We start from the raw sequence: 16,746 nt of genomic DNA, 5'->3' as shown, positions 1-16,746 counted from the left end.
ACTTCCGTATCTCAGGTTCTGCGCCGCCTTGGAAACAATGCCATCATTCCGTCGATTGGAAGGAGAGTTGCTTTCAACCTAGTACGACGCAGGTTCCCTGATCTTTCACACTTGTCCGAGCCCTAGGGCGATGGCTGAGAGGTATGCTGGTGCTCCGCAACGTCGTGCCTAACAGTCGAGCGAAGCAGTCCATAACTGCAGTGTTACTCGCCCTTAAGACAGAACCAGGGTACTGCGGCTGCATCGCGACGGGGAGGTGTCTTTTGAAGCATTCTTGTAGGTTGCGACTATTCGTGCTGCTGTTGACTGCCATCATGACGCTTCGTGTAGCTCGAGCGGATGCCCCCGTTCCACAGAATCCTTCTCCAACAACCCAGAATTATGTGGGAATGGACACCTGTGCCACTTGCCATGACGATGTGGCAAAGCGTTTCACGGGTTCTTCGCACTACAGAGTCCTTCTGAATCGAAGGGTCCCCGGGGAACGCGATTGTGAAGCCTGCCATGGCCCGGGCGCCGAGCACGTCTCTGCTGGAGGGGATTCGGCGAAGATCATCAACTTCAAGAAGCTAAAGGCGAGCGAGGCTAACGCGCGATGTCTGAGCTGTCATGAAAGCAAGGCGCAAACTGCGAAGTTCTCGTCAGGAATGCATGCCAAGGCGAACCTTAGCTGCGTGAGCTGCCACTCCATTCACAATTCTAAGCCGGCGACGCATTTGCTTTCGGAGAAATCACCGCAGCTATGTTTCTCCTGTCATACCGATGTCCGTGTCGAGTTTAACCGTCCCTATCGACATCGCGTGAATCAGGGCTTGGTGGAGTGTAAAGACTGCCATAACGAGCATGGCTCATTCGCGGGCAGGGAACTTCGCACGAGCGCAAACCAGGACGCCGTTTGCTTCAAGTGCCACACGGAAAAGCAAGGCCCCTTCGCGTTTGAGCACCTGCCAGTCAAGACCGAGGGTTGTACAACCTGCCATACTCCACATGGTTCGACGAATCCGCGCCTGCTCACGGTCAGTCAGGTCAACTTGCTCTGCCTACAATGTCACACTCTGACCCCTAATGTTCCGGGGCCACCTCCATCGGGTCCAGCACACAATCAGAATCAGCGTTTTCAGGCCTGCACATTGTGCCACACGGCAATTCACGGGTCTAACTTCAGCAGTGTTTTCTTTAAGTAATAAGTAGCAGATCTCTTTTTTTCGCTGAGAGAGGCGACGCGTATGAACTCATCCCGAATGGTGCACGTCTTAATGACCGCAATTGCTCTCGGGTCTCTGTTCGTCATGGCACATGCTCAGTCGGCCAGCAGCAGCTCGACGGATGGAATCGAAAAGGGCAACTACGTCATTCAACAGAGTATTGAGCTTGGCTATCGTTGGAGTTCCATTTCCAGTCCCGGGCAGTCCAGCGAAAACGACGCTATGTTCAATACACTCGTCAATCTGCATAGCGGGCCGCGGTTGCTTGAACAGTCCCTCTCGTTGCGCTCGCTTAACAACACCGGTCTCTTGTTTGACGACCTGAACATCACCAGCTTTGGTTGGGGCGGCGATCCCAACAACGTGGCTCGGTTTCGGGTTTCGAAGAATAGGTGGTACAACTTCGAAGGCGACTTCCGGCGTGACCAGAACTTCTTCAATTACGATCTGCTGGCCAATCCCTTAAATCCTTCCTCCTCAGTGCCCAATCTACCTGTCGAGTCATCTCCCCATCAGTATCAGACTCGGAGGCGTATGAGTGACTTCAGCCTCACGCTGCTGCCCGACCGAAGCGTTAGTTTTCGCCTGGGTTACTTGCGCAATCGCTCAGAAGGGCCATCGTCCTTGAGCTTTTACGAAGGGGTGCCGGTGCTGGTGTCGCAGCCTTGGAACGTAACGGCGAACCAATATCGTGTGGGTATAGACGTGAACCTGCTTCCGAGAACCAGCCTGAGTTACACCCAGTATCTTGATTACCAAAAGGTGGACACTTCGTGGGACCTGGCTCAGTTTGCCACTTACCCGTTGCCCGATGGAACGCCAGTGGAATTTGGGCTTAGCTTCAACACCGCAGCAAATCAGCCTTGTGCCACACCGATCGTGGGTGGTCAAGCCAATCCGGCCTGCAACGGCTATTTCCTCTATAGTCGCCGCCAGCGGGTTCGGACATCGATTCCAACCGAACAGTTTGGATTTCAGTCCAATTACTTCCGTAGAGTAACCCTCCTGGGGAATGCGACCTATAGCTCTTCCAAAGCACAATCGCCGTTTGATGAATTCTTCAATGGACTGGTTAGTCGCACGCGTACGCGGCAGTTCAGCTTTACGGGGCCAGCCGAGAGCCGCCGACTGTCGGTGACCGCGGATTTTGCCGCCACCGTGCGCCTTACGAACAAGCTGACGCTCACCGATTCCTTTCGCTTTGAGAACTTTCGCATACCTGGGACTTGGGATTCGACTGAGACCGCGTATATTGTGCCCGCACCAGCCACTTTGTTGAGCCCGCTAGGACCACCGACGATTACAAGTCAGTTGTTCGACCGCTTCGTGGGTCAAAATGCCAAGACAAATACGGCAGAAGTTAAGTATGACGTTTCCCGATGGTGGGGCGTACGCATTGGCTACCGCTTTCGTGACCGGGCAATTCGTCATGCGTTGTACGACACGGGTGAAGAGCCCGAGATATTTGTAATTCGCGACCATACGGGCATTATTGGCTTGTGGGTGAGACCAAGTGACAAACTCCGAGTCAACTTCGAAACACAGCTTACTTCATCCGATAACTTCCTCACGCGCATCAGCCCGCGCCAACAACAACAATACAGATTCCGCACGCAATACAATCCGTGGCCGTGGGCCAAGTTCGCGGCGACGATCAATATCCGCGAGAGTCGCAACAGTTCATTGGACATCGCTTTTCGTTCACACCTTCGCAACTATGGATTTGTGATTTCCCTCATCTCAAATAATCGTCTGTCCATGGATGTCTCCTATAACTACACGGACGCACTACAGAACGCGAACATCTGCTTTGCGAGCACGATCTCCGTGGTAACCCCTGTTATCGCCTGCCCTACTTTCGATCCTGCGAACCCAGCAGAGAATCCAAACCCCTATTCCGCAAATTCCTTCTACAACAACAAGACGCAGTTCGGCAGCGCGATGTTCGTGATTAAGCCCTTGAAACGGCTGACAACGCGTGCCGGCTACAGCATCACCAGCGTAAATGGATCAACGCTCACGCTCAACCCACTCCAACCTCTCGGGCCGTTAGCCTTTAACTATCACCAGCCACTCGCCTCTCTCACCTACGACCTTCATGCCAATTGGAGTCTCAACGGGTATTGGAACTACGATCAGTACAGCGAGAAGAGCTTCGCCGGACCAACATTGCCCCGTGACTTTCACGACAATCGAACTATGCTTACGGTGCGCTATGGCTTCTGATTGAGTTTTGGAGCTTGGCGAGGCAAGCGGAATTCTTTCTTGAAATGAAAGTAAGGTGGGTGCCTTTAGTCGTCGCACCAGGTCAGGAAAGCAGGAGCACGTCATCTGTGCCTGACTTGGATAGCAGGAGTCGTCGGTACAGGTTTCGACCTTTCTTGCGGAAGCGGAGCATTGGAGCGGGATATAACTCGTTGCAAGACCGAAATTGCAGTGGAGAGCCTGTTAGTCGATACCGATTGAGGCGATGTTCAAGTCCAGCCAAGGATGAGAGGTAATCGAGAGGCATGACAGTTTGCAAGCGGATGAAAACTCCTGCAATGCTAGGGCGGAGATTTGATGCCTCGAGTAGTAGCGGCAGTGTGCAACTCTCGCGAGAACTGGCCGCGAGGTATTTGGAATTGTTCTTTGGGAAACTAGGTTCGCAGAAGTTTGCGCTCATGCACGAGCTCGAATGCCAGGCGCCTCAGTGTAAGAACAAACTTTGCTTTGCCGAAGTGCAGGATCGGGATGTAAAGAATCCTGACGAGATTCACCAGTTCGTGCGAGAGTATAAGCATTGGGAGCTATGGATGCGCTGAGCTGAGGAAACCCGAATTTCCATGGAAATCGGGGAGGTGGATTCGTGGACACAAATGTGCATGGGCAGAAGCTTATTCGAAGGCGCTAGCAGCCCGGGCGTTGGAAAATTGGGACACGCATGCCGCAGGTGGCGAATATGAGGCTAGTTCCCGTGCCTTGCACAGCTAATGTTCAATCAGTCTGAGATTGTTCCGACTCGATCTGCCTGATGTAGAGTCTCAATCCGACCAGTACCACGGCAACTGCTAATAGCGAGATTCCCAAGCCCATTCTTCGGAATCTTCGCTCCGCCATGGCTCGTTGACCCGCAGCATAAGTCTCGGCTGCCAATTTCATCCCGAGTCGGATGTCGTAATCCAGCTGAGCGGAATCGAATGCATGGATCGTCACGCGCGATTTCAAGAGCGCATCGCGAGCTTGGCTGGCTTGCAGCTTGGCTTCACCAACCTCCATACCAGCACGTTCAGCCGTGGCAAGTATGGACGCAGATCTGGATACAGCTGCATCGAGTTCGCTCAACTTCGCCTTCATTTGCCCGGCCACTAAAAAGCCGGCATCACCGTCCGTGTGACACTCGATGCACACCGCCTTGCTACCTGTGCCAATCATTTCATCTGTTGGATGCTTGATTTCGTGATTACTGTGGCAGGTTACGCATCCCGGGAATCCTGCCGCCGCAAAAACCTCCTGGTGGGGGCTTTTCTCGAAAAGCTGTGCTTGAAATACATGGCAAGTTGAACAGACGTTGGCAACCGAGGTGATACCGGGAGGTGTTGCTCCGTGGTTCCCGTGACAAGTGGTACAGGTTGGGGCGCTCAAGTCGCCGCGCACGACCATCGCATCGTGGTGGACACTCTTGTTGTATCCGGTAAATTGGTTGGTTGGAATGCCATATGGCTTCATGTAATCTGCATCGGCATGGCAACGGGAGCAGGTTGTGGCGACGGTGGTGGGATGAACCGTCGACCGTAGGTCACTTGGAGGGCGCAGATCATGGACGCTATGACAGTCCGTACATACAGCGACTTTCACATCCCCGGCTGCCCACTTCTTTCCATGGACACTCGTCTTGTACTGCTGGAATTGATCCACCCGGAGGCTGGGATTGTATTTCTTCATCAACTCGGCATCGGAATGGCACGATGCGCAAAGCTGGGGGATTTGTCGCCGCTCGATCTTTCCTTTCCAGTGCGCAACGCGGCTCATCGACTTGTCAGGATCATCACTGTTCGGATCGCCACCGTGGCAGCTGGCGCATGTGAGTCCTTTCTGGAAATGGATGTCCTGGCTGAACTTCTCGGCCGTGACTCCAAGAGGTTCAGGAAGATTCTGATGGCAAACGAGACAGGAGTTCTTGGGCTGTGCCAAAAGCGCGGCACTACTCAAAGCCAGAAATATCAGCTGGCGGACAATCGTGACGAAAATTCTTCGATACTGTATGTAACTGCACTCTCTAGATTTCATGCCCCCTCACTTCGCAAAGTGCCCGTAGAAGCTCATCACCACCATGTACACAAGAGCCACGGCTCCCAGGCTGGTGACCCAGCGTCTTGTATTGATTGGTGTTTCGCGGTCGAGAAATGGCAATAGGATGGCAAGCGTGGCGAGCAAGCCGAAGCCGAGGACTCCAATCATCTCGCCGTCTATTCCGAGGATCTTGGCGGGAATCAGTTTTAGCGACTGGAACATGAACAGGAAGTACCATTCCGGCTTAATGCCAGCCGGGGCTGGTGCGAACGGGTCCGCTTTTTCGCCAAGATTCCACGGGAACAGAGCTGCAAGAGCGCCGAGAACCGCCAGCGCCACGTACCAAGCCATCAGTTCGCGCAATGCAAAGTTTGGGAAAAATCGCATTTCGCGGCGTGAAACAGGCAGCTGCTTCCATTCCGGTTCCACTTTCGGCGGCACACTGATTCCAAACCACTGGATGAGCCCGAGATGCAGCAGGAGGAGCAAGGTGGAAATACCAGGGAGGACCGCGACATGAAAACCGAATAGGCGATTCAGGGTTGCGCCGGTAACGTCTTCGCCGCCGCGAAGGAAGACTACAATCGGTCTTCCAAGGACCGGGATTTGTCCAGGAATCTCGGTCCCAACTTTCGTCGCAAAATACGCCAACGTATTCCATGGAAGCAGGTAGCCGCTGAAGCCAAATCCCAAGACGATGAACAGCAATAGCATTCCGCTGATCCAAGTCAGTTCTCTCGGCTTTCGATAAGCCTTGAGGAACAGCACGCTGAACAGGTGGGCGAATGCGGTAAATATCATCAGGTTTGCCGACCATGAGTGGATCGATCGCACCAGCCAGCCAAACTCCACCTTGGTCATGATGAACTGGACGCTCTCGAAGGCCTCGTTAGCACCGGGACGGTAGTACAGCAGGAGAAGCGCGCCGGTAATCACCTGAATCACAAACAGGAACAGGGTGATTCCGCCAAGGAAGTACCAGTGCGAATAACGATGTACCGGTACGGTCTTTTTCCGTAGAGGAGCGGTCAGTTCTTCCCAGCCGAATCTTTCATCCACCCACTGTCGAACACGTGAGAACAGTCTCATCCGTTCAAGCCTCCAACTTACGACGCACGAAGATCTCGTCCCCGCGTACTTGAACTTCAAAGGCCTCGAGGGGCCGAGGAGGAGGGCCGGAGACATTACGCCCGTTGATGTCATACATGCCGTTGTGGCAAGCGCACCACACCTGGCGCAAGTCGCTGCGATATTGGACCGTGCAACCCAAGTGTGTACAGACGGCCGACATGGCGTGATATTCCCCAGTCGAGGTTTGGATCAACAGTCCAGGCTTGCTGCCAAACCGGAAGATCTTGCCCTCATTCGGCTTAATCTCGGAGACTCGGGCCGCGACGATCGCATCCTTTCCCAAGTCGGGCAATTTGGGAGGAACGAGGTACTTGAGAATTGGGTAAATGAACGACAGCAGAGTCGCGAACAGCCCGCTTCCGAGTATTACTTCAACAAATCTTCGGCGCGGCAACGTCGGAGACACAGGATTTTCGAAGGACATACGACGCTCCGGACCTATTTCTTGCCGAGTTCGCGAATATGTTTTAGAAGTCCAGCAATTTGCTCTTCGGTAAGTGACTTACCGAATGCCGGCATCTTGTTCTTCCCTTGGGCAATCGCCCGCTTCAACTCAGCATCAGACTGGTTTTGAATCTCAGGCGATTGAAAGGACTTGATGCCAAGTTTCTGTGCCATTGGGGTTTTAGCCGACCCGTCCGGCCCGTGGCACATGGCGCACTTTGTTTTGTAAATCGCCTCGGGGGCGGACGACTGAGCCGTTGCAGCACTGCTTACAATCAGGATCATGAGAAAAACAGAAAGGGGAATATGCTTCATGAGACTCCTTCAGTTCACATTAGAGATTGAGCCACTCCAAGCGATCCGGTTCACTCGCGACATTTGCGCGGAAGCAGCAACAAGTGCGGCGTTGGCTGCCCGATTTAAGGCAACTGCTGGACAATTTCAGACACCACATCTGGTCCGCTGCCTCATCTCATAACAGCCTGGCGAGCCGGATCAGCCTTCTCCTCGTATAGTCCTACTTCTGGCTTTCTGACTGGGCACTTATCGTGCCAAACGGAGAACCAGGCGCGGAGTGGTTCGCAATTGTTTCATCCGAACGTTTAGCAAAGAATAGAACCGCAGACCGATTCGACCAGTTCCAGTGGTCTAGAAGTCGATGGACGTATCGACCAAGAACAGCGCGTGTGAACGCGCTTCCTCGACGATATTCAGGCGAGATTAACATTCGCGGGGCAAAAGGGCGGAGAGGGCCGTAATAACCGAGAAACCCTAGGAGCGTAATTAACTCATCGATGGAACGGCTTCTTCGGATGCAGAGGTGGTGGCTGCTGAGGAAGCGCGATAAGGAAGCTCGATCGAGAAGCTCATTCCGCGATGAGAATTCCTCCGCACCTGAATTCGACCGCCGTGTTCAGTCACAATTCGCTTCGCAATCGACAGTCCCAATCCCGTGCCATTGGGACGGGTAGTGTAAAACGGATCAAAGATCTTCCCTATGTTCTCTTCTGCAATCCCAACGCCCTCGTCCTGAACCTCGAAGATCACGACTTGTCCGTCGACCCTGGCTTCGAGAATGAGATTGCCTCCGTTTGGCATGGCTTGGATGGCGTTGAGGGCCAGGTTGAGTAGGACCTGCTTGATCTGTTGTGGGTCGACCAGAATGTCAGGAAGGTCTGCATGGGCTTCCGTGTGAACCTTCACGCCGGACATACCGGCTGTTTCCGCGACCAGGCGTTCAATCGAGATCAGCAACTGCTGCGAGGAGGTTGGAATCCGGTGTGACGCCGGAGAGCGCGCAAAATCCAGAAAACTTGAAACCAGTCCTTTTAAGCGTTCGGCTTCGCTCAGCGCGAGAGTCGAGAATTCCTGGCGCGTCTCATCAGGCAGTTGTGGCCGGGAGACGATGCGGAGGGCTCCTTCGACCGAACCCAGCGGGTTGCGAATTTCGTGAGCCAACCCTGCGGCGAGTTCGCCGAGGGTGGAGAGTCGTTCCGAGCGGTGCAATTGCTCAAATGCGTCGCTAAGCTGGCGATTTAGCCGTGCCAACTGCACTGCTGTCTCTTCGATTCTCTTGCGCTGCCGACGTTCATAGTCAGCTAAAATCCCAGCCGTGACGGTAACGGCAAGAAACATCGCCATTTCGATCAACTGGGAGACCATGTACTCTTCATGCTCGCCGGCCCACGCGTGCAGGACATGCGGTGTGTACAGGATGGTCGTCAGGCATGCGGCAGCGAGGCCTGCTCTCCAGCCCCAGGTCAGCGCTATCACGATGAGCGGGAAATAGTAGGCGCTCGCATATAGAGGATGCAGCCACATGTAGCTGGTCGGGGTCAGGTAGTGAAGAATCGAAATTCCCACGATGCCGGCGTACAAAACTGCCAATTTCCAGGTTCGTGGCCGCAACCCAGTGCTCATGTGCATGCCCCAATGATAGTCAAGTAAGGTAGACTTTACGTCTAGCCGAACTGGCCCTCCATGTGTCTAATCACAGCGGGATGTGACGCCCCTCACATCATCGATGGGAACGGATTATCGCCCAATGTCCGGAATCTCGTCAAAACAACAACTGATCGGGTACGAACAAGATATTGCGGGGCACCGATTGGCGCCTCTTCGCCTGGTTCACATATGTCGAGCGGGCTCGGCAAACTGGTGTCAACTGCCCGTTTCCAATCGTCCTCGTCTCTCACTTGAATGGCGAAGGTCACCGGCGTCGAACTGCCGTTGACCATCACGTAAAGATCGGCAGCCTCGCACGCGGTGCCATCGAGAAAGAACGCTACACAACGAGAATCAGGGGAGAGGTCAGGGACACCGGCCACCCCGTACCATCGGACATCGTCGCGCCAATAGCGGCTGCGGCAAATGGAAGGATGAGCCTTACGAAAAGCAATCATGTTCTTGAAGAAGCGAAACATGTCCCGGTTTTTCGCAAGTCTATCCCAGTCCAACCAGGTAGTTTCGTTGTCCTGGTTGTAAGGATTGTTATTGCCACTCTGCGTGTTCATGAACTCGTCGCCCGCACAGAACATTGGCGTTCCATTGGACAGCAACAACAGAGTGCAAAAATTCTTGATCTGTTGCTTCCGCAGAGCCATCACCGCATCCGGGACGCCGTCGTCTCCCTCCCAACCGCAATTCCAGCTTACGTTGTAGTCGGTCCCGTCGCAATTTCGATGGCCGTTGGCTTGGTTGCGCTTTTCGTTGTACGACACCAGATCGTAAAGGGAGAAACCGTCATGAGAGGTTACGAAGTTCACACTCTGATAGGGCCGGTAAGCACTCATGAGGTCGTCGGGAAACAAATCACAGCTTCCGTACAGTCGAGACATCAAGCTCGGAATCATGCCCGGGTCGCCTCTTACAAATGCGCGTATATCATCACGAAATTGCCCGTTCCATTGCAGCCATGAAATTCCTGGAAAGTTACGCCCGAGTTGGTACGTCGCCGGGTCCCAAGCCTCTGCAATCAACCTCAATTTCTCCAACTCCGGAGTGCCACTGATTTCCGCAATGACGGGAGGATCGGACAGATTAATGGTACCGTCCTCGTTCCTTGTGAAGATGGAAGCAAGATCAAACCGAAACCCATCGACATGCATCTGGCCTCGCCAGAAACGCATGCTATCCAGGATCATCTTTCTTACATATGGGTTGCCGCAATTCAAAGTGTTTCCCGTGCCGCTGTCGTTACGATAACTACGACGATGCTGTTCGAGCAGGTAATACGTCGTGTTGTCGATTCCACGAAAGCTGTACATGGGTCCATTTTCGTTTCCTTCGGCCGTGTGGTTGTAGACAACGTCCAGCAACACTTCGATCCCTGCAGCATGTAACGCCTTAACCATCAGGCGGAATTCTTTGAGCGCATCGAACGGCTTTTCGGCACTCGCATACTCGTGATGAGGAGAAAAGAGATTCAGCGGCATGTATCCCCAGTAGCTGCCTTCTTGTGGGTCTTGTTGCATGACCGGCAGCAACTCAACCGCGGTGACACCGAGATCTTTTAGATAGGGAATCTTATCGACAATTCCCAGAAACGTGCCGCGATGGGCAGGCGCCACTCCGGAGTTGTTGCGACGCGTGAATCCTCGTACATGCAATTCATAGATCACCAGATCCGATGTATGCATCGGTGTGATATCGCCCGGCGAACGATCTTCGGGTTCTGTCGCGATAAGGCCGAGTGGAGCCATGCCCCCATTCGCCCCAGGTTGAGATGCCGCTCTACGGCTGAACCGAGTAGGAAAGCAGACGCATCGGGCATACGGATCGAGTAGAACCTTTTGCGCGTCGAAGCGATGCCCCAGTTCAGGCTGGCCTGGTCCCATTACCCTGTATGCGTAGTAGCGGGCATCACGGAAAGCGCTTCTCGGCAAACGACAATGCCAGATCCGGCCAGACTTGTTCGCATTAGAATCCAACTTGTACTCATAGGTCGGGATTGAGAGATCGAGCTCGGAATAAAGCAGGAGGGTAACCGCGGTCGCATGTTTCGAATACAGCGCAAAGTTGTAAGCAGCCTCCCGCTCTATCCAAGTAACTCCCAGCGGAGACGGAGACCCTTCCTGAGCAAACCAATCACGCATCTAGACCTCTGTAGCGAGCTCGCAACTTTGCTTTTCCTGCAACCACCGCATTTATTGACTCTTACGTTCATTGTCCGGTTCGCCGGCCGTAGCTAATATTGGTGCGAGCTGCTCGAAGAGGCGGCGTGTCTTAGCGAGCGCTTTGGGGCCGGACACATCAAATATGAGAAATTCTTCTCGTTCGTAGCGATTGATATCAGCCTGGAGACGTCCCTGAGACTTATGTTCAGCAATTTCCCAGTTGGCGATAATTTGATAATTGAGGCCATCCCGGAAACCGAATTTCGAAGTCCGATCGAAGGTGAAAGGAGAGGAATCAACGAGCGGCGCTGGAGGCATACCTTTGGCAATCGTCCATTGCAGCTTTCCTTCTGTCTGCGGCGATGAGTTCTGGCAACCTAAGACAACTGGTTTCGGCCCTGGCAAGCTGGCGACTGATTGCAGGGCGAACATGGTGGCTGCCTTGTGGTGGCCATGTGTTCCGGCATTCGGAAACAGTGTCAGGACAAAATCGTAATGCCGGTTTGTCAAGATTTGGTTCAGCCGCTGCGCGATCAGTTGTTGATCCCAGGCCGCCAACGCTTCTTGAATATTCTCAGTGTAGCCAAGATCAGGTTGCCCGAAGAAAAAGAATTCCCGAATACCGAGGATTCGACCGGCGTTCAACAGCTCCTGCTTGCGAATCTCCGCCAGTCGTGTACGTCCCGAGCCGAGCGGTGTGAGCGGTAAACCGTAGTAAGTTTCGGCCAGAGTGGAATATCGATATCCACCTTCCCCGTTCGTGATCACAAGTTCATCGACATCGCCGCCCAGTTCCTTGGCAATACGATAGGTGGTGGAAGCGAAACACGATTCATCATCGGGGTGGGCAACCACGATCAGCACCGCCGGCCCCGCCGCAAAAAGAGGTAGACACCACAGCCAAATGAAACCTAGAAGTGCCCACCAGCGCTTTCCAGCGACGATACACTTACGACATGAAACGAATCTAAACCGTCGTATTTTAAGAGCGTGTGCCCAATGATTACCCGTCATCGACTCGGCCACCAAATATTCATATTGCTGGCTTGCGAAGTACTCTTCATGCTGTTCAGCCCAAGTACGCGTTAGTCACATACTGTTGCACCATTCGATGCGTGTTGAAGTAGGAGGCATTCAACGCGATCGTGTGGCGCATGACATCAATCCACTGAGCTCGCAGGAAGTAAAACGTTGGCACGATAATGGCTTCCAGTTTCTTGAGCAGATCTTCCGCATCGCGGTCCGGTGTTGTATCTGCTCGACCGATGGACCAACCCGTAACGCCTTCAATGTGACCTTCAATCCACCAGCCGTCGAGGGTGCTGAAACTGGGAACACCGTTGTGAGCCGCCTTCATTCCCGAGGTACCGGAGGCTTCCAGCGGACGCTGCGGGGTGTTGAGCCACAGATCCACGCCAGAGACCAACAGTTTTGCTTGCTCCAAGTCATAGTTCTCCAAATACACAACGTTGATGTCTCGCGCGACCTTTCGAGATACGGCAACAATATTTTCAATCAGTTGCTTGCCTCCCTCGTCTCGCGGGTGGGCTTTGCCGGCGAATACAAACTGTACTGGCCCGGCCAGTCTCGCGATTTCCGCCAGGCGTGCAACGTCACTAAACACCAGATCGGCACGCTTGTACGCAGTCGCGCGGCGTGCGAATCCGATGGTTAACGTTTCCGGCTTCAAGGAACGTCCCGTCCGTAGCCGAACATGTTCCAAGAGGCGGGACTTTGCCTCCAGATGTGCGTCCCATATCTTTTCGTTAGGGATATTCAAAGCTTTGCGAAGCATAGCGGGATCGCTGGCCCAACCTGGAATCCATTCATCAAAGAGCCGGCGAAAGCTGTCACAGGTCCAAGTCGCCGAGTGAACTCCGTTCGTGATGTGTTGAATTGGGTAGCCGGGGAACATTTCGCGGGAAACTTCTTCGTGTCGCTGCGCTACACCATTGACATAACGGCTTAGGTTGAGACCGAGCCACGTCATATTTAGTCGGTCGCGGCCGCCGAGCATGCGGATAACCTCGAATGGAACGGTTGGGCCAAGGATGCGCTCGACCGCTTGGTAATCAAATTGGTCGTGGCCAGCGGGTACAGGCGTGTGGGTGGTGAAGATGCACCGCTGTCTTACCCCTTCAAAATCCCATTCTGCCGGCTCAGAACCACCTTGCCAGTTCATCAGTTCCAGAACCAACAGACCAGCGTGGCCTTCGTTCATATGGAAGCGCTGAATCCCGTGGTAACCCAATGCACTGAGCATTCTGACGCCACCGATTCCGAGCACAATCTCCTGTGCCAGTCGGTAATCCTGATCTCCGCCATAGAGATGTCGCGTGAGACTTCGATCGTATTCGCTGTTCTCTTCGAAATCGGTATCAAGCAGAATAATTGGGACAACGGAACCGGAGCGGCCAATGATCTGGTAATGCCAAGCGCGAATCCGAACCATGCGGCCCTCAACTGTAACCACCACCCTTGCATGAAGAGGCTGGAGCCGCAGGTTGGGTTCGAAGTTCACCGGACGTTCGTGTTGTCGTCCATTTTCGTCAAGGAATTGGTCGAAGTAGCCCTGACGCCACAGGATGCTGACCCCGACCACCGGAACGCTGAGGTCAGCACAACTACGCAGCATGTCTCCGGCCAGCACACCGAGTCCGCCTGAGTAGGTTGGTATTTCATGATCGAGCGCCACTTCCATCGAAAAGTAAGCGACACGCCTTTTTTCCTTGGCGTCATCTGGAGCAGAGACGGCCATAGCGGTAGCATAGCGGTCGGGGTTTTGCTGAAACTTGGCGCGGCAGTACTCGGAGCAGAACAGGACGGGTTCTCCGTTCCAAACCAGTGACAGGCTGCTTTCCGACAGAACAATCATTCCGCAGACCGGGTCTTTTCGCACTTCGTTCATGGACATCCTTTGGATCTCTGCTGCAACATCCCGCACAAACTCCCAATAAAAGGGAACTCCTCGATTAGCAGTGCAATACAATTGCCAAGAAACCAAGTTCTTTTTGCGCGATAGGGTTTCTGTCTTCACCAGATAAATACGATTTCCGGCCGTATCGTCGGGGAAGGTGCCCGAATTGGGACAACGTGAGGCACAATTGGCTCATGTCGAGCTCACAACGAGGGAGAGAACCGTCCTGATTTAAAGGAAGCATGGCGAATAAACCTGACTACATACCCGCGCTTCGCTTCCACCGATTGACCAATTCCTACGATTGGCTAATGGATCGCCTGATGCACGACACGTCGACCAAGCGACGTCTGACGCGATTCGTCAGACTTGGAGAGACTCAGAAGGTAATCGATGTTGGCTGTGGGACAGGGACCCTGGCAATCCTGCTGCAGCAGCAATTCCCTTCCGCCAGGATAGCTGCAGCCGACATCGACCCTCCCACCCTGCGCATTGCCGCCGAGAAGTGTCGTAAAGCAGACCTAAACGTCGCGCTGGTTCAGTGCGCAGCCCAAGCATTGCCCTTCGCGACAGGCAGTTTTGATTACGCAATCTCCTGTTTACTCTTCCACCATCTGTCGCTACTGACCAAACGAACGACATTGCTTGAGATCGCTCGGATTTTGCGGCCAGGGGGTAAGTGTGTTCTTCTTGATTGGGGTAAGGGAGCAACCCCATACCATCGTGCAGCGTTCATGTTTGTCAGGCTACTCGACGGCTTCCAACCGACTCGTGAAAACGCCCGGGGCGAGTTGCCCTCATTAATAGCGGAGTCGGGTTTCTCCCAGGTGCGCGAAGCCTTCAATGAATCCACACCGTTGGGAACGCTTCGGTGCGTCGTTGCTGATCGTACCTGAAAACGTTACTGTTCAGGGTCTGCAGCCGACCATGTGCAGTCCCATCCCTTTTTTGGAAACTGCTCGGTCCTCAACCTTATTGTTACAGTGACTATTGTTATTACTGTCGGGGAGTGTAATAGCCGGCTCGGGTGCGGGCACGGAGTCCCTGGTCGTATAAATCCTCGGGAAGGGCTAGCTGCACCTGAATGGTCCGCCAGCTGCCATCGAACAACTTGGGACGGGGATAATAGCCCAGGCTGTACTGTTCCCGAAGGTCCTTGGCGATTGCGATACATGCTTCTTCACATTGCTTTACCGTTCGGGGAAAATAAGCCCGTCCGCCAGTGACCTCTGCGATCTGCTCCAGCAGTGCACGCAACTGGTCCTCTTCGGCACCCGGCATGGTTTGGTCAAACATTCCAACCATGTAAATGACGACTCCGTCGGCGCGGGCTCTCTCCAACACTTCTTGGAAGGAGTGCTTGCTGGAGTTATCTGCCCCATCGGTAACTACCAGAAGCGCCTTCTTGTCGCGTTGGTCTTGCTTCAGGCGATTGAGACCCACCAGAATAGCGTCGTAAAGGGCAGTGGAGCCAGATGCGACAACGCCCTTTAATTGTCGCTGCAACAATTCCTGGTCGCTCGTAACATCCTGCCTCATTTCGACGCGGTCATTGAATAGTTCGACGAAGAATTCATCTCCGGGCTTGCTGGCACGAACCGTATGGTACGCTGCGTTGTAAACATCCTGAATCATTTCGGACATGCTGCCGCTACGATCGAGGACCATGCCCAGGCTATAAGGCATGTCTTCAGCACTGAAATGGTGAATCGACTGCTCGACGCCATTGTCATAGATTCGAAACCTGTCCGCAGTCAGCCCGGTGTAGGTTCGACCATTCTTATCCAGCACGGCAACATTGAGATTCACCAGCCTGACATCAACACTGATAGACGGAGTCGTTTGCTGAGAAAACACTCCACTGACCAGTGCGACGACAATCACCAGGAATAGCCACTTGAATCGAGCTATTCTGTACCAGTTCCACACGCCAATGCCTCTCCATGCCGACCTTAAGCTTTTGCAAACTTCTTCGTCAGCAGCAGTTCCTCAAACCGCATATTTCCGTCTCGACGAGGCTTGGGAGCAAGCTCGCAGCTGTCAAACCTCCTTAAATCTCCGACATAATCTAAGTACTCCTGCAGATCCAAAAGCGCCTTCCCCCACAGCCGACACACGTCTCGATAGCTGGTCCCTGTAATCGCAGTGATCCAGGGCAGTTGGACTTCTAGTACCCCATGCAGGATAAAGACGGCACGTACTTCGGGAGCCAATCCGAGTACGGCTAACTCGAAGCGGGAGTAGACCTCAATTTCGCCACCCCCTCTCTGAACGCTTTGTAGGAGGGCGAGTGACATTAACGCGACGGGCACGTGGTCGAGCCGAAGCGGTAGTTCACGTCGGAAATAGTCGAGGAAGGCTTCCGCTGTCACGTACTCGGCGGTCGTTGCCTCACCCATATATAGTCGGCAAAAGGTGCTCACCAACGGTGCCCACCGATCATAAAACTGTCGAATTTCCAACACGCTCCGCTTGGCGCCCACACGGCACCTCCCGTTTAGTTAGCTGCCCCGCATGAATCTTTCGCACGTTCCGTGCCAGCCCGACGATTCTTGGTGCGGCACGCGTAAGTTGTTGTAAACAAGACAGGAATCAGACTTTCCAAGCAATAGACTAGGCTCTGCCCGCTATGTTCGTCGTTTTTCGGTCAGTAGGTGCTCCA

At 53.8% G+C, this 16,746-nt stretch carries 12 protein-coding genes; 2 read left to right on the top strand and 10 right to left on the bottom strand.

All coding sequences use genetic code 11. From position 1 onward, the window contains the following. Nucleotides 1–1,226: 1,226 nt before the first annotated feature. Nucleotides 1,227–3,431, top strand: coding sequence for a hypothetical protein (locus tag VN577_08635; protein HWR14881.1), 2,205 nt, complete (start codon nucleotides 1,227–1,229; stop codon nucleotides 3,429–3,431). 750 nt (nucleotides 3,432–4,181) lie between these two features. Here VN577_08635 and VN577_08630 read toward each other — a convergent pair. The 8 genes from VN577_08630 to glgP form a co-directional block, all read right to left on the bottom strand. Beyond that, nucleotides 4,182–5,474 carry a cytochrome c3 family protein gene (locus VN577_08630; protein ID HWR14880.1) on the bottom strand — a complete coding sequence of 431 codons (1,293 nt, stop codon included), beginning with the start codon at nucleotides 5,472–5,474 and terminating at the stop codon, nucleotides 4,182–4,184. Nucleotides 5,475–5,480: 6 nt separating this feature from the next. Next, on the bottom strand, nucleotides 5,481–6,566 hold the full coding sequence (locus tag VN577_08625) for a cytochrome bc complex cytochrome b subunit (GenBank protein HWR14879.1): 1,086 nt from the start codon (nucleotides 6,564–6,566) through the stop codon (nucleotides 5,481–5,483). A gap of 4 nt (nucleotides 6,567–6,570) precedes the next feature. Continuing rightward, nucleotides 6,571–7,032, bottom strand: a complete 462-nt coding sequence (locus VN577_08620; protein HWR14878.1) for a Rieske 2Fe-2S domain-containing protein — start codon at nucleotides 7,030–7,032, stop codon at nucleotides 6,571–6,573. A 14-nt stretch (nucleotides 7,033–7,046) separates the two neighbouring features. Continuing rightward, complete coding sequence (locus tag VN577_08615; GenBank protein ID HWR14877.1) at nucleotides 7,047–7,367, bottom strand: cytochrome c; 321 nt, start codon at nucleotides 7,365–7,367, stop codon at nucleotides 7,047–7,049. Between the two features lie 468 nt (nucleotides 7,368–7,835). Next, nucleotides 7,836–8,972 (bottom strand): ATP-binding protein, encoded by a 1,137-nt coding sequence (locus tag VN577_08610; protein HWR14876.1) that lies wholly within the window; start codon nucleotides 8,970–8,972, stop codon nucleotides 7,836–7,838. 92 nt (nucleotides 8,973–9,064) lie between these two features. Next, nucleotides 9,065–11,146, bottom strand: a complete 2,082-nt coding sequence (locus VN577_08605; GenBank protein ID HWR14875.1) for an isoamylase — start codon at nucleotides 11,144–11,146, stop codon at nucleotides 9,065–9,067. 51 nt (nucleotides 11,147–11,197) lie between these two features. Then, on the bottom strand, nucleotides 11,198–12,031 hold the full coding sequence (locus VN577_08600; protein HWR14874.1) for a PIG-L family deacetylase: 834 nt from the start codon (nucleotides 12,029–12,031) through the stop codon (nucleotides 11,198–11,200). Nucleotides 12,032–12,236: 205 nt separating this feature from the next. Beyond that, on the bottom strand, nucleotides 12,237–14,075 hold the full coding sequence (gene glgP / locus VN577_08595; protein HWR14873.1) for an alpha-glucan family phosphorylase: 1,839 nt from the start codon (nucleotides 14,073–14,075) through the stop codon (nucleotides 12,237–12,239). 251 nt (nucleotides 14,076–14,326) lie between these two features. Between glgP and VN577_08590 the strand changes: the two genes are divergently transcribed. After that, nucleotides 14,327–14,980, top strand: a complete 654-nt coding sequence (locus tag VN577_08590) for a class I SAM-dependent methyltransferase (protein HWR14872.1) — start codon at nucleotides 14,327–14,329, stop codon at nucleotides 14,978–14,980. A gap of 100 nt (nucleotides 14,981–15,080) precedes the next feature. On the opposite strand, the gene VN577_08585 is transcribed toward VN577_08590, so the two are convergent. Together VN577_08585 and VN577_08580 are read right to left on the bottom strand one after the other, a co-directional pair. Beyond that, nucleotides 15,081–16,013 (bottom strand): VWA domain-containing protein, encoded by a 933-nt coding sequence (locus tag VN577_08585; protein HWR14871.1) that lies wholly within the window; start codon nucleotides 16,011–16,013, stop codon nucleotides 15,081–15,083. A gap of 23 nt (nucleotides 16,014–16,036) precedes the next feature. After that, on the bottom strand, nucleotides 16,037–16,483 hold the full coding sequence (locus VN577_08580) for a hypothetical protein (protein HWR14870.1): 447 nt from the start codon (nucleotides 16,481–16,483) through the stop codon (nucleotides 16,037–16,039). Between the last annotated feature and the right edge of the window lie 263 nt (nucleotides 16,484–16,746).

Source organism: Terriglobales bacterium (assembly GCA_035561515.1).
Lineage (GTDB): Bacteria > Acidobacteriota > Terriglobia > Terriglobales > Acidobacteriaceae > DATMXP01.
This window is presented reverse-complemented; position numbering and strand designations above follow the sequence as displayed.

What these genes read in the sequence shown, in the direction of transcription:
- VN577_08635 (HWR14881.1), top strand. Translation starts at nt 1,227, where the DNA reads ATGAACTCATCCCGAATGGTGCACGTCTTAATGACCGCAATTGCTCTC.
- VN577_08630 (HWR14880.1), bottom strand. Translation starts at nt 5,474, where the DNA reads ATGAAATCTAGAGAGTGCAGTTACATACAGTATCGAAGAATTTTCGTC.
- VN577_08625 (HWR14879.1), bottom strand. Translation starts at nt 6,566, where the DNA reads ATGAGACTGTTCTCACGTGTTCGACAGTGGGTGGATGAAAGATTCGGC.
- VN577_08620 (HWR14878.1), bottom strand. Translation starts at nt 7,032, where the DNA reads ATGTCCTTCGAAAATCCTGTGTCTCCGACGTTGCCGCGCCGAAGATTT.
- VN577_08615 (HWR14877.1), bottom strand. Translation starts at nt 7,367, where the DNA reads ATGAAGCATATTCCCCTTTCTGTTTTTCTCATGATCCTGATTGTAAGC.
- VN577_08610 (HWR14876.1), bottom strand. Translation starts at nt 8,972, where the DNA reads ATGAGCACTGGGTTGCGGCCACGAACCTGGAAATTGGCAGTTTTGTAC.
- VN577_08605 (HWR14875.1), bottom strand. Translation starts at nt 11,146, where the DNA reads ATGCGTGATTGGTTTGCTCAGGAAGGGTCTCCGTCTCCGCTGGGAGTT.
- glgP (HWR14873.1), bottom strand. Translation starts at nt 14,075, where the DNA reads ATGAACGAAGTGCGAAAAGACCCGGTCTGCGGAATGATTGTTCTGTCG.
- VN577_08590 (HWR14872.1), top strand. Translation starts at nt 14,327, where the DNA reads ATGGCGAATAAACCTGACTACATACCCGCGCTTCGCTTCCACCGATTG.
- VN577_08580 (HWR14870.1), bottom strand. Translation starts at nt 16,483, where the DNA reads ATGGGTGAGGCAACGACCGCCGAGTACGTGACAGCGGAAGCCTTCCTC.